This window comes from Chryseobacterium sp. TB1-D10, assembly GCF_059803555.1.
The window spans coordinates 103,693-117,242 of sequence record NZ_JAPFHB010000003.1 but is presented as its reverse complement, the minus strand read 5'-3'; the positions used below and the strand labels follow the sequence as shown (position 1 = coordinate 117,242).

The following is a 13,550-nucleotide window of genomic DNA, read 5'->3' as shown; positions in this document are numbered from 1 at the left end:
ATCAAACTTTAAGCCTCGAAATTAATTCTGATCATTCTTACAAATATCTAGTAATTAAATTCTAACAAGGTTATACAGATCACTGTTTCGCCTACCATTATTACTGATTTTTAAAACTTAGACCTATAAAATGTATTATTTATGTAAATTTGAATAGAAAGAAATAAATTTAGGCATATTTTTCCATAGAACATTTCTAAATTAGGTTTGAAAGTAATTAACATCAATGTCCAATGAAAGAGATCAATGATATTGTAAAAGCTTACCGAGAAGCAAAGGGCAATGGTCTTAAGACTGTCTTGGCAACGGTCGTGAAGGTTGAAGGTTCGTCTTACCGTCAGCCCGGCGCAAGAATGCTGGTAACGGAAGATGGACAACTTACAGGCGCGATCAGCGGTGGATGTCTGGAAGGTGATGCCTTGAAAAAAGCAGTATTGGCCATTCATCAAAAAAATAACAAGCTAATTACCTACGACACCAGCAATCCTGATGATGTAGAATTTGGTGTTCAGCTTGGCTGCAATGGAATCGTCCATATTTTATTTGAATATATTGATGAAAACGCGTCTCAAAATCCAATTTCTCTTTTGGAAAAGACAACAGAAGGCCGGAATGAAGCCGTTGTTACAACGATATTTTCATTAGAGAAAAAAAATACTCAGATTGGAACCATTGCATCGGTCATAAATCAAGAAGTCACATTATTAGAACCTAATATCATTTCAGAAACTGAACTATTGAACTTTTCTTCACAAGTTTTCTACTCAAAAAAAAATGTGGTCAGAAAATCTTCATCCCATGAGATCCTATTCCAATATATTCCGCCGCAAACCACATTGGTCATCGCAGGAGCAGGAAATGACGTTAAACCTTTGGTAGAGACAGCTTCAATCCTTGGTTGGAAAATAATTCTTGCCGATGGAAGATCTACCCACGCACAAAAAAAGCGGTTCCCAAAAGCGGACGATGTTCTACTTGCCACGCCCGAGGAGATCATTAACAAAATCGAAATTGACGGGTCAAGCATTTTTGTTTTGATGACGCACAATTACAATTATGATCTGGCATTGCTAAAACTGATCATTCATAAGCCTTTAAAATATATCGGTCTCTTAGGTCCGAAGACGAGACTTGACAGAATGATCGAAGATATGACCAGTTCTGGTATGGTGATTGGTAATGAAGAGCTAAATAAACTTTTCGGGCCAGTCGGTTTGGATATTGGCGCAGAGACTTCAGAAGAGATTGCCATTTCCATAGTAGCGGAAATCCAAGCTGTTTTAAATCAACGAAAAGGTCTTTCTTTGAGAGATAAAAAAGAAAAAATTCATACTGATATTGTCAGTAATTAAATAAAAAAAATAATGCTGACCGATCAATTTGGACGAACCCATAATTACCTGCGGATATCTTTAACCGATAATTGCAACCTGCGCTGCTTCTACTGTATGCCAGAGGAGAATTATGATTTCACACCAAATTCAAAACTGATGCAGGTAGATGAGATCGATACCATTGCTAAATTATTTGTGCAGCACGGCGTCAATAAGATCAGACTCACTGGTGGGGAACCTTTCGTAAGGAAAGATGCATCAAAGATCATCAGTAATTTGGGAAAATTACCGGTTCAGCTGACCTGCACCACAAACGGAATTCGCATCGATGATATGCTTCCTGAAATCGTAAAAGCCAATTTCCACAGCATCAATATCAGCCTTGACACTTTAAAGAAAGATAAATTTCTGAAGATCACACGCCGGGATTATTTTGACCGGGTTTTTAGAAATATCGATCTTTTATTACAGAATAACATCAAGACCAAGATCAATGTGGTAGCTATGAAAGGTGTCAATGATGATGAGATATCGGATTTTATTTCATTTACAAAAAATAATCCTGTGGACATTCGGTTTATCGAATTTATGCCGTTCAGCGGGAATCAATGGAGCAGCAACCAAGTGATGACGCAGAAGGAAATTCTGGATATTATTAATGAAAACTACGATTTCTTTCCATTACCAATTGGTCCTAATGACACCGCAAAAAGCTACAGCATCAAAGGTCACAGAGGAAGTTTTTCCATCATCAGTACGATGAGCGAGCCGTTTTGTAGTGGCTGCAACAGAATAAGACTCACGGCTGACGGCAAATTGAAAAATTGCCTGTTCTCAAAACAAGAAACCGATTTGTTGACGCCTTTGCGAAACGGTGAAGATATTTTACCGATCATCGAAAGTACGATCTGGTCTAAGGCAAAAACACAAGGCGGACAATTGAATGAGCAATTTGAAAAAATCAATGCTTCCATCATCGAAAACAGAAGTATGATCACAATCGGTGGATAAATGAAAAATACTGGAATTATATTATTGGCAGCAGGAAATTCTTCGAGAATGGGAACTGCAAAACAGCTACTCTCCTACCAAGGAAAAACGTTGCTTGACAGAACCATCGATACAGCAAAAGAAGTGTTCGACCGGGATCACATCATCTTGGTGTTAGGTGCCGATCACAATGAGATAGCTTCAAAAATCGAGAATAAAAACGTACAGATTTCCATTAATGATGAGTGGCAATCAGGAATGGCTTCCTCAATAGAAGCGGGACTCGAAGCCTTACTAAAGCAGTTTCAGGATCTGGAGAATTGTTTTATCTCGGTCTGCGATCAGCCTTTTCTGACCAGCGAAATTTTTACGGAGATGTTCCAACTTAAGGAGGATTCAAACAAAGAAATCATCGCAGCTCGGTATTCCAATACAATAGGTGTTCCTGCCTTATTTTCTAAAAAATATTTTGAGGTTTTGATTGAAGTTTCGGGTGAGCAAGGTGCGAAGAAAATCATCCAGCGAAGTATGGAAGATGTCGAAACCTTCGAATTTGAAAATGGCGCTATTGATATTGATACGAAAGTGGATTACGAAAATTTAAAATCAAAAGAATGATCAGCGTACAGGAAGCTCAGGACATCATCAATCAAAATATTCCGAAAGAAAAACATCAGATCTTCCCTTTAAAAGAGACATTTGGTTATACGACGGCGGAAGATATCTTTTCAAAATATAATATTCCAAATTTTTCCCAGTCTTCAATGGATGGCTATGCGATTCGTTTTGAAGATAAAGATTTAAAGCTAAAAATTGTAGGCGAAATGTCTGCTGGAACTACAGAACCGTTTCAACTTGAAAAAGGAACAGCTTGCAGGATTTTCACTGGTGCGCCGCTTCCGATTGGTGCAGATATGGTCGTAATGCAGGAAAAAATTAAAATAGAAAATAATGATTATCTGATTATTGAAGATTCTGACCTCGAAAAAAGTTTAAATGTAAGAGATGCTGGCAGCGATGCAAAGAAAGATACTATTGCAATTAGCAAAGACAGTTATCTTTCAGCAGCAGCGATCGGTTATCTGGCTGGCATTGGATGTACGGAAGTTACAGTTTATGCACCGCCCTCAGTTTCATTGATCTTAACGGGGAATGAATTGGTGCAACCAGGAAACGGTCTGGAATTCGGTCAGGTTTTCGAATCCAATTCCTATCAGCTGGAAAGTGTCCTGAAGCAATGCGGCATTAATTCGATGGAAAAATTTTGGGTAAAAGATGATCCTCTGGAAGTTGAAAAAACCTTGAACTTGGCGATTTCAAAAACAGACATTGTGATTTTGGTTGGCGGCGTGAGCGTCGGCGATTACGATTACGTCATTGATGCTACAAAAAAATGTGGAATTGAACAGGAGTTTCATAAGATCAGACAAAAGCCTGGGAAACCGTTTTACTTTGGAACCAAAGATGAAAAACTGGTCTTTGGATTACCGGGAAATCCATCTTCCGCACTGACTTGTTTCTATTTGTACATCGCGCCGTTGCTTTCTAAAATAATGAAACGTCCGAGAATCACCGAAAAGACCAACGCAACTACAACTTCTTTTTACAAGAAAAAAGCTGGCCTGACGCATTTTCTAAAAGCAACCTATGCCGACGGAAAAGTCACGCCACTTCACGCGCAGGAATCGTACCGTCTGCAATCATTTGCAGAAGCCAATTCTCTGATTATTTTGCCGGAAAATTCAGAAGGTTGTGACAAGGATGAGGTGGTAGAGATTATTTTATTAAGGTAAAGATCGAGGAATGAATTTAGAAATATTTTATTTAATTCTATTTGTCATCGCAGCTTTGTATGCTGCAGTGGGACACGGTGGTGCGAGTGGCTATCTGGCTTTGATGGCTTTGTACGGCGTAGCTCCAAAAGAGATGAAACCAACCGCTCTCGTTTTGAATTTGTTCGTATCATTGACTGCTTTCATACAGTATTACAGAGGCGGACATTTCAAACTTCGAACTTTTATCCCAATTGCTATTGCGTCTATTCCATTGGCTTTTGTTGGCGGGATGATCCATATTGAAGACCATTTGTACAAACGGATTTTAGGTATTTTGTTACTTTTTCCTGTCATCAGATTTTTCTTTTTCAAAAGTCCGAAAGACAGCGAACTCAAGGATCCTCAAATCTATCTATCATTGATATTCGGAGGAATTATCGGTTTACTATCAGGAATGATAGGCATTGGTGGCGGAATCTTACTCTCTCCGGTTCTTATTCTGTTGAAATGGACCAATCAAAAACAAACGGCAGCCATCAGCGCAGCTTTTATCTTTGTCAATTCTGTCGCAGGATTAGGCGGAATGTTCACCAAAGAAATTGCTTTTACAAATGATATGTGGATGTATATTGTCTGTGCTTTTGCCGGTGGATTGTTAGGTTCTTATTTGGCATCCAAAAAACTAAATCAAAATGGATTGAAATATGTCCTCGCAGTCGTACTTTTGATGGCTTCTTATAAATTAATATCGAGCACGATTTAAATCAAAAAATAATTCATATAAAAAAAGGTTGATAACGATGATCAAAATAATAAGTTTTGGCAGACTGAAAGAGATTTTAGGTTCAGATTTTGAGTTTGAAGCTGAAAACAGTGATGAATTATTGACTCAGCTCAATGAAAAATTTCCTCAGCTGGAAGATTTAAAATTGAGGATCGCAGTCAATCAAACGATCATTTCAGAAAATACCGAATTAAAAAATAACGACGTGGTAGCTTTGATGCCACCCTATTCAGGCGGATAATATGATGTTGAATTTGAAACGATACGACAGACAGATAAAACTCCAAGGTTTCGGGATCGAAGCTCAGGAAAAATTGGCATCAGCAAAGGTTCTTGTGATTGGTGCTGGTGGTTTGGGCTGTCCTGTTCTCCAATATCTTACCGCGGCAGGCATCGGAAATATTGGTATTGTAGATGATGATCGGGTTTCTTTCAGCAATTTGCACAGACAGATTCTCTATACTACGAATGACATCGGGAAGCTGAAGACAGAAGCTGCATTTGAAAGGCTTGGTTCAATGAATCCTGAAATTCAAATCAATGTTATTTCAGAGAGAATTAGTACAAAAAATGCGATTCAAATTTTATCAGATTATGATTTTGTAATTGATTGCACGGATAATTTCCCGACACGTTATTTGCTAGATGATGCTTGCAGAATCTTGAAAAAGCCCTTGATATTCGGAGCAATCTATCAGTATGAAGGTCAAGTCGCTATTTTCAATGTTGAAGATAACAAAGGATCTTCAACGAATTACAGAGATCTTTTTCCTCAACCGCCAAAACCAGAAGAGGTTCCTGATTGTAATGATGCTGGTGTTCTTGGCGTCTTGCCAGGAATTATCGGAACTTTGCAAGCAACCGAAGCGATTAAGCTGATCACAGGAATCGGAGGACCATTGATCAATAGATTAATGACCATCAATGTTCTGGATTATCAAACTGCTATCTTTGAGATACCTGCGGAGAATCTGGCCGACAAAAATATTCCTTTTTCGATAACGGAATTTGAGAATATGAATTATGAAGTTCACTGCGGAATAAAGCAGATTGGAATTAAAAATATTCCTCCTGCAGAATTTAATTCAATTTCAAAACTTCCGGAGACCATCATCATTGATGTCCGTGAAATCGATGAATATCCAAAGCTTGAGATTCCCTATTTATCAGTACCTTTATCTCAATTAAGAGAGAATTCGACACAAATAAAACATAAGAATGTCATTGTTGTTTGCCAGTCAGGTAAGAGAAGTATTGCAGGTGCGCAAGTTTTACAGGAGATTCTGGGCTCGGACTATAACATCAGCCATTTGGAAGGTGGCATCAAGCAATTAAATAAAGAAAACAATGAGTAAAATCAAAAACATATTTCAACACTCACCCATTTCGCCGTTGTTCATCGCAGAAAGCATTACAAAACATTCTGCAAAGATTGAGATTGGTGCACATCAGATTTTTTTAGGACAAATTCGTGCTGATAAAATTGATAACAAAACTGTAAAAGCCATTGAATATACAGCCTACGAAGATTTGGCATTGAACCAAATGACAGCGATCCGAGAAGAGATCTTTGCGAAATATAACATCACTTGTATGCACATTCATCACAGTCTTGGTATTGTGAATGCTGGCGATATTTGTTTGTTTGTCTTCACTTCTTCCAAGCACAGAAAAGAGGCGACTTTGGCCTGTAATGAAGTGGTGGAACGCATTAAGAACGAACTTCCGATCTGGGGCAGAGAAATATTCGAAGACGAGACACATCAATGGAAAATAAACTAATAAGCCATGGTCGATATTACTTTTAAAACTTTCACACTTAGAAAAGCGATCGCTTCGGCGACAATTAAAACTTCGAATATTTCTACAATTGAAGCTGTAAAAAACGGTACCGTTCCGAAAGGCAATGTTTTGGAATTTGCAAGGGCTTCCGCTTTATTGGCAATCAAAAAAACGAGCGATGTGATTCCCGATTGTCATCCTTTGCCGGTTGAATTTGCTTCCATCAATTATGAAATGAATGATCTGAATATCAAAATCACTGTCGAGGTCCATACCATTTACAAAACCGGCGTTGAAGTTGAAGCTATGCACGGCGCATCTGTAGCGGCTTTGGTGATCTACGATATGTTGAAACCAATCGATAAAAATGTTGAAATCTCCAACATCAAACTTCTGGAAAAGCAGGGTGGAAAAAGCAATCAGAAAAATATTGCAACTGAAAATTTAAAAGCTGCAGTCGTGGTTTGCAGTGATTCTGTTTCGCAAGGCATTAAAGAAGATACTTCAGGTAAATTCTTGGTCGAAGCTCTTAACAATCAAGGAATCAATAATATTGACTACTCTATTGTCCCCGATAATATTCTAGCCATTCGCCAACAAATCGAATTGTATAAAAGCAAAGGCTGTGATTTACTCCTATTTACAGGCGGCACAGGTTTGTCAGAACGTGATGTGACGCCAGAAGCTGTGCAGTCATTCATCACAAAAGAAATTCCAGGTATTATGGAAACTGCCAGAAATTATGGACAAGACCGAGTGAAAACCTCGATGCTTTCCAGAGGAATTGCTGGTTTTTCTGATGATATGTTGATTTTAACCTTGCCTGGATCTGCAGGTGCTGTAAAGGAATATTTACAAGCCTTGTTCCCGCAGATTTTGCATGTTTTTTCAGTGAAGAACGGAGATAATCATTAATTTTCTCTGCGTAGTTGAAGCACTATTTTCTCGATTCTTTCTATCGTCATTTCAATCTCTGGTCTGGTAGTAAACTTACCTAAACTAAATCTAATTGAAGAAAGCGCATCCAGATCACTCATTCCCATTGCCTTCAAAACGTGAGACGGTTTGGATGTCGTCGCATTGCAAGCTGAACCGCTTGATACACAGATATTGCCAAGTGACAAGATCATTTGTTCAGAATTGACATAAGAAAAGCAAATATTGGACGTGTTAAAAATCCGATTGTCTATATCACCATTGATGAATGTTTTGGGAATTTTTAATAAAGAATTTTCGAGTTCATCTCTTAGTTCTTTAATTTTTCGTGAATCCTCTGCCATTTCTTCAATTGCTATTTCCGCCGCCTTTCCCATTCCTATGATTCCGGGACCATTCAAAGTACCACTTCGTAAGTTGAATTGCTGAGCGCCGCCGTGGATCTGTGCAACTATATTTTTTTTAAGATGCGATGATACGTACAAGGCACCAATTCCCTTTGGTCCATAAAATTTGTGAGCCGAAAAAGCCATCATATCAATTCCAAGATCTTTGACGTTCACCGGAATTTTCCCTACAGCCTGCGTCGCATCACAGAAAACAAGACAATTTTTATCGTGAGCGATTTTGGTAATTTCTTTGATCGGTTGGATGACGCCTGTTTCATTGTTGACAAACATCACACAAACCAGTAAGGTTTTATCAGTGATCGCATTTTTCAAATCATCCAAGTTGATCAATCCATCATTTCCTACATCAAGATAAGTAACAGAAAATCCCTGCTGTTCAAGATTTTGACAAGTGTCCAAAACTGCCTTGTGTTCGGTTTTGACTGTGATGATGTGATTCTTACCATTCACATTCTCAATCCCTTTTAAAGCCAGATTGACGGCTTCCGTTGCGCCAGATGTATAAGTGATTTCTTTTGGAATTGCAGAAATCAATTCTGCGATTTGTTCTCCAGCTTCATCAATCGCCTCTTTCACAGTAAGCCCGAACAAATGAGAACTTCCGGAATTGGCATACAATGAATTAAAATAAGGAAGCATTGCGTCCACTACTCTCTGATCAACTGGTGTCGTTGCATTATAATCCAGGTAAATAAAAGCATTCATAATATCGAAAAAATAATATTTACAATTTAAATATTTTTTTTTCAATTACTATCAGATTGATGAGTTAAAAGTATTTACAACAGATTCCGAATAATCCATTCAATCAGTTGGTACATAATAGGAATATAGTTTTTTATATTTAGCTGAATCGAGATGCTGATTAGAAAAAATAATATTGTAATCCCAATTACTACTACAATGCTGATTGCTAAAAGTTTTGAAACTTAAATTGCATTAACATAAGCTAAAATAATGTGCTTGATAAAATTTGGATTTGTAATTGATTTGTAATTTGATTTAATCGAACCAAATCATCGATAAAAGTGTTTGAAGATACGCTCGTCGAGGTCACAAGACCGACATTTGAAGTTTTTTCACTTCTTTGTCGGTTTTTTTATTTTCTAATTCTAAATTTCATATTTTCTACTTCTAGGAAGGCTGAGAACTGTTTTTCCACACTACAGTAAACCCAGTAGATTGAATATTGAAGAAATTTTGGCTTTCTATCTTTTACTTTATCGTATTGTCTCATGAAATGATTTATAATAAGAATCAAAATTTCAATGAACTGGGTTTCCATCTTGTGAGGTTTCTGACTTTTTCTATGCAGGTAACTATTAATGCAGACATAAGGAAGACTGCAATCAATCCTTGAAAACAATAAGAAATAAGTTTTTCCCGCAGTGACAAAAGAATACATTTGCTGTAGAAAATCAGTTAGCCTCATATGGAACCTTGGAAGTTGAATTTGAACTATTTGCCCAAGAATTTATTAAAAGGATGTTGTAATAGATACATAAATATATCAGTAATATTCTTCAATTATTATCTAGTAGTAATGTAATCCCGAAAATATTCAGAAAAAATTGCAACATTTATAAAATTTCTGCATCATTATAATAGTTAGTAAATCCAAACAGCTATTCTATGAAACTCAAATTATTTATCATCTTAAGCACATTTATCAGTTGTATTTCGATATTTTCGCAATCATATAAGATCATCTACGACTTCAAGTGGAGAGCTGAAGAACAGTCCAACAACTACAGTTCAGAATTAACTGTTCTTTTAAAAGATAAAGATAATTCTTATTTCGAATCTTTGGCGAAGTTTAAATATGATTCAATTAAAACCAAACTTGTGGATGAGGGAAGCAGAAGTTTCCCAAGCCCAAAACTGCAATGGAAATTACAGCCTCTGATCTTTAAGGATTTAAAATCCCAAACCACAATTACTGAAGAAAATTTTTTCGACAAAGTATATTTAACCACCTATACTTGCAAGCCAAGCTGGAAGATCCAAAAGGAAAAAAGTGTACTGTTCAATTATAATGTGCAGAGGGCTGAAACAGATTTTGGCGGGCGACAATGGATTGCATGGTTCACAAATGATGTTCCCATAAGTGATGGTCCGTATAAGTTTTATGGTTTACCCGGTCTGATTCTTAAAATATCTGATGCTGAAGAGAATTTTATTTTTGAGATAAAAGGTCTTACAAAAGAAAACAGCAATATCAGTGGACGAAATGCCTATACTGACAAAGTGAATCTCACACCAAAACAATGGAAAACATTTTGGAAGAAGTATCGCCAGGAACCATCGATGATCTTTGCCAACCTTAATTCTCCTACTGCTACTTTTACTTACGTCTATCACGGTATAAATGTAGACAGCAGAGAAGCTAAAGAGATGTACGATAAAACCGAAAAGGAAAAAATTGATATTTTTAAAATTCCTATTGAAACCAAATCGTGTGAACAATAATTTAAAATTTAAAAAAAATATAAAAAACTGCAACATTTGCAATTGGTTTGCGTCTATTATATAGAACCGGGAAAAAACGAATAACTTTTTTGAAAGCAACAGCAGAAAATATAAGTGACAAAGAATTGCTGGAGCGATGTAGTTCCGGAGACAATTCGGGATATTCTCTACTCTATCATCGTTATTCTAAAGCTGTTTTCAATTCCATCTATCGTATTGTAAATGATAGAGAAGATGCCGAAGATATTCTTCAGGAGGTTTTTTTAAAAGCATTTTCTGAAATTAAATCCCTGAAAAATGTAGAAAGTTTTGGAGGTTGGATTAAGCGAATTGCTATCAATCAATCGCTTAATTATCTTCGAAAAAATAAAATCTATTTTTCAGAAATTGAAGATGATAAAATATTAGATATAGAAGATGACGAATTGGAGGCAAAATTAGTTATGGAATCTCGTGTAAAGGAACTTCAAAATATTATTGCAGGATTTCCTTTGCAAACCAGAACGATTGTCAATCTTTATTTGTTTGAGGAAATGCCACAGGAAGAAATAGCAAAAATTTTAAATATTCCGCACGGAACCGTAAGAAGCTATTACCACCGCGCTAAAAAGAAAATTTTTGAAAAATTAAACCCAAAACACTACAATGAAAGATTCGCTTAAAAAATATATCAATGACCATCGAGATGAATTCGATAACCTCGAAGTTCCTGATGAAATGTTTGACAAAATAATGTCCAAGCTGGATAACACTACTCCATCTGTTGGGAAAACACGTTCGATATTTCCAATGAAAAATTGGGCAATCGCGTCTTCCATTGTGGTTATTTTAAGTTTAGGAATCTTTAATTTATGGCAAGAAAAAGAAATCGATAAAACTGTTATTGCAACAAAGCAAACTCCGAAAAAAGAAGATGAAAATCTCGTTGAAACTACAATTCCTAAGAATGGATTGGAAACATCATTAATAGAAAATACAATACAAAAAAACACTGAAAAAGTTCTTGCAAATAACAGTTCTGATTCTCCAAAACAATCAATTGGTAATCAAAATTCTATTCCTAATTATAATATTGAAGATGAAAATTATTATGATAAAGTCAACGCAATAGAATTGATTAATAACGAATTTTCTGCAAGTTCCAGATTACAAGGAATTGCTTTGGTAAAGAGTTTTTCTGATTATGATTCAAAAATAATCGATTTGCTTTCTGAAAAAGCCATCTCAGACGAAAATACCAATGTAAGATTGTCTGCAGTTTCAGCCTTAGAAATTCAGAAACAAAATCCTGCGATAACAGAGAGAATTCAACAGATTTTTATTCAACAAAATGACCCGATGGTACAAAAAGAATTGATTTCCTTTTTGGCTGAAAAACAATCATCAGAGTTGAGTCCAGAAGTTAATACAAAACTTTTGGCACTTGCTAAAGACCCAACAACAGTAGATTTTGTGAAAGACGAAGCCTACGCTGTTCTAATGAAATATTAAAAGCTTTTATATAAATAACTCATTAATTATTAACAATTTAAACAATATGAATAAGATATATTTGATAATGTTTGCTTTGATGACAGTTTCCTTCCATGCGCAGGAAAATACAGAGCAAACAACTACAACAAAAGAAAACCCGAAGACCTACAAAGTCAATAAAAACAAAGGAAAGTTACTTGTAAATCTTGGAAAAGTAACGGTAGAAGGTTATAAAGGAAATGAGATTATTTTCTCTTTGGAAGAAAAAACTCCTGCGGAGGACAAACGTGCAGCAGGACTCCAGTCAATCAATGCTTTAGGACTTATAGACAACACCGGAATTGGAATTAATGTTTCTGATAAAGATGGTATTTTGGAAGTTAATCCATTGAAAAAGATCTCATCTCCATCGATTAAAATATTAGTTCCGGAGAATGTGATTGTTTCATTTAAACATCAGTCCCAATATGGTGGAAATGTTGTTTTCAGAAATATGCAGAATGAGATTGAGATTGCCGCAACTTACAACAATGTCCAATTAGAAAACATTACCGGACCGGCAACTGTAAAATCTATCCATGGAAATGTGGAAGCGGTTTTCAGCCAAAATGTGAAAGGTCCATTATCCATTATTTCGGTGTATGGTCACGCGGATGTCAGTCTCCCAAAATCGATAAAAGCAAACCTTAAAGCGATAACTTCGTATGGAGAGATTTATATTTCCCCAGATTTTAAAATTGAGCAAGACAAAAAAACAGAGGACGACCTAATTCGTCACGGTGATGACCTTGTGGGAAAAGTAAATGGTGGCGGAACGGACATAGAAGTTCGTTCAGATTACAGTAAAATTTATTTGAGAGCAAAATGAAAAGCATCATATTTTTTGTAATGACTTTCGCTTTCGGAATCACTACAGCGCAAACACAGATCAACAAGAGCTTTTCCACAATTAAAAACCAAAACATATCTTTGAAATTCGACTATCCTCAATTAATTAAGATCAGCACTTGGGACAAAGACGAAGTACAGATTTCGGGAATTGTCAACATCAATGAAAATGAAAACAATGGAGCTTTTCAAATCAAAGAGTCAAAAGAAGGAAATTCCCTTGTTATCGAAGGAAAAGTTTCTGAAATCGACAAACTTCCGCATAGAATAACGGTTCATAGGGGAAATGAGAAATTAACTTTTAAAACCAAAGAAGAATATCAAAAGTATTGTAAAACCAACAATGCTACATTCAACACGATGTCCAATGGCGTTGACATTAATATTGAATTAGAAATTAAAGTTCCGAAATCTCTTAAAACTCAAATAGAAGCCAAATATGGATTGGTGGAGGTGAAAAATTTCGGGGGTGAGATTGCTGTAAATGCCACTTATGGAGGAATCGATGCTACAGTTCTGGAGAATAACATCGGAAAAGTTTCTGCTGAAACCAACTATGGACAAATCTATTCTAATCTTGATGCCAAATTTACCGGAAAAGATGAAAATGATTTCCACACATTGGTCACAGCAACACCCGGTAACGGACCACAATACAATCTTGAATCCCGATACGGAAATATTTATTTGAGGAAATAACTTATTGATT

The 13,550-nt window shown here is 36.2% G+C and carries 15 protein-coding genes; 14 read left to right on the top strand and 1 reads right to left on the bottom strand.

Annotation, left to right across the window (positions count from 1 at the left end; all coding sequences use genetic code 11):
• The first annotated feature begins 233 nt into the window (after positions 1-233).
• Genes OPU68_RS04995 through moaCB form a run of 9 tightly spaced genes read left to right on the top strand, consistent with a single transcriptional unit; the run spans position 234 to position 7,580 of the window.
• Positions 234-1,352, top strand: coding sequence for an XdhC family protein (locus tag OPU68_RS04995; RefSeq protein ID WP_498472904.1), 1,119 nt, complete (start codon positions 234-236; stop codon positions 1,350-1,352).
• 12 nt (positions 1,353-1,364) lie between these two features.
• Complete coding sequence (moaA, locus tag OPU68_RS04990) at positions 1,365-2,345, top strand: GTP 3',8-cyclase MoaA (protein ID WP_498472903.1); 981 nt, start codon at positions 1,365-1,367, stop codon at positions 2,343-2,345.
• Positions 2,346-2,942, top strand: coding sequence for a nucleotidyltransferase family protein (locus OPU68_RS04985; protein WP_498472902.1), 597 nt, complete (start codon positions 2,346-2,348; stop codon positions 2,940-2,942).
• Positions 2,939-4,117: a molybdopterin molybdotransferase MoeA gene (locus OPU68_RS04980; RefSeq protein ID WP_498472901.1), complete on the top strand. Its 1,179-nt coding sequence runs from the start codon at positions 2,939-2,941 to the stop codon at positions 4,115-4,117. Before OPU68_RS04985 ends, OPU68_RS04980 begins: the two co-directional genes overlap by 4 nt.
• Positions 4,118-4,127: 10 nt before the next feature.
• Positions 4,128-4,862 carry a sulfite exporter TauE/SafE family protein gene (locus OPU68_RS04975; protein ID WP_498472900.1) on the top strand — a complete coding sequence of 245 codons (735 nt, stop codon included), beginning with the start codon at positions 4,128-4,130 and terminating at the stop codon, positions 4,860-4,862.
• Between the two features lie 37 nt (positions 4,863-4,899).
• A complete protein-coding gene (locus tag OPU68_RS04970) occupies positions 4,900-5,124 on the top strand; it encodes a MoaD/ThiS family protein (protein ID WP_498472899.1) in 225 nt (74 codons plus the stop codon).
• A gap of 1 nt (position 5,125) precedes the next feature.
• On the top strand, positions 5,126-6,238 hold the full coding sequence (gene moeB, locus OPU68_RS04965; RefSeq protein ID WP_498472898.1) for a molybdopterin-synthase adenylyltransferase MoeB: 1,113 nt from the start codon (positions 5,126-5,128) through the stop codon (positions 6,236-6,238).
• Positions 6,231-6,665: a molybdenum cofactor biosynthesis protein MoaE gene (locus OPU68_RS04960; RefSeq protein WP_498472897.1), complete on the top strand. Its 435-nt coding sequence runs from the start codon at positions 6,231-6,233 to the stop codon at positions 6,663-6,665. The genes moeB and OPU68_RS04960 overlap by 8 nt, the downstream gene beginning before the upstream one ends.
• 6 nt (positions 6,666-6,671) lie before the next feature.
• Complete coding sequence (moaCB, locus tag OPU68_RS04955) at positions 6,672-7,580, top strand: bifunctional molybdenum cofactor biosynthesis protein MoaC/MoaB (RefSeq protein ID WP_498472896.1); 909 nt, start codon at positions 6,672-6,674, stop codon at positions 7,578-7,580.
• Here the strand turns inward: moaCB and OPU68_RS04950 are convergent.
• Complete coding sequence (locus OPU68_RS04950; RefSeq protein ID WP_498472895.1) at positions 7,577-8,716, bottom strand: cysteine desulfurase family protein; 1,140 nt, start codon at positions 8,714-8,716, stop codon at positions 7,577-7,579. The genes moaCB and OPU68_RS04950 overlap by 4 nt on opposite strands.
• Before the next feature lie 927 nt (positions 8,717-9,643).
• Between OPU68_RS04950 and OPU68_RS04945 the strand changes: the two genes are divergently transcribed.
• The 5 genes from OPU68_RS04945 (at position 9,644) to OPU68_RS04925 (ending at position 13,540) form a co-directional block, all read left to right on the top strand.
• A complete protein-coding gene (locus OPU68_RS04945; protein ID WP_498472894.1) occupies positions 9,644-10,480 on the top strand; it encodes a GLPGLI family protein in 837 nt (278 codons plus the stop codon).
• An 89-nt stretch (positions 10,481-10,569) separates the two neighbouring features.
• Positions 10,570-11,142 (top strand): RNA polymerase sigma factor, encoded by a 573-nt coding sequence (locus OPU68_RS04940; protein ID WP_498472893.1) that lies wholly within the window; start codon positions 10,570-10,572, stop codon positions 11,140-11,142.
• Positions 11,126-11,971 carry a HEAT repeat domain-containing protein gene (locus tag OPU68_RS04935; protein ID WP_498472892.1) on the top strand — a complete coding sequence of 282 codons (846 nt, stop codon included), beginning with the start codon at positions 11,126-11,128 and terminating at the stop codon, positions 11,969-11,971. The genes OPU68_RS04940 and OPU68_RS04935 overlap by 17 nt, the downstream gene beginning before the upstream one ends.
• 46 nt (positions 11,972-12,017) lie before the next feature.
• Positions 12,018-12,821, top strand: coding sequence for a DUF4097 family beta strand repeat-containing protein (locus OPU68_RS04930; protein ID WP_498472891.1), 804 nt, complete (start codon positions 12,018-12,020; stop codon positions 12,819-12,821).
• The gene (locus OPU68_RS04925; protein ID WP_498472890.1) at positions 12,818-13,540 is read left to right on the top strand and encodes a DUF4097 family beta strand repeat-containing protein; all 723 of its coding nucleotides are present in this window, start codon (positions 12,818-12,820) and stop codon (positions 13,538-13,540) included. The genes OPU68_RS04930 and OPU68_RS04925 overlap by 4 nt, the downstream gene beginning before the upstream one ends.
• Positions 13,541-13,550 lie beyond the last annotated feature (10 nt).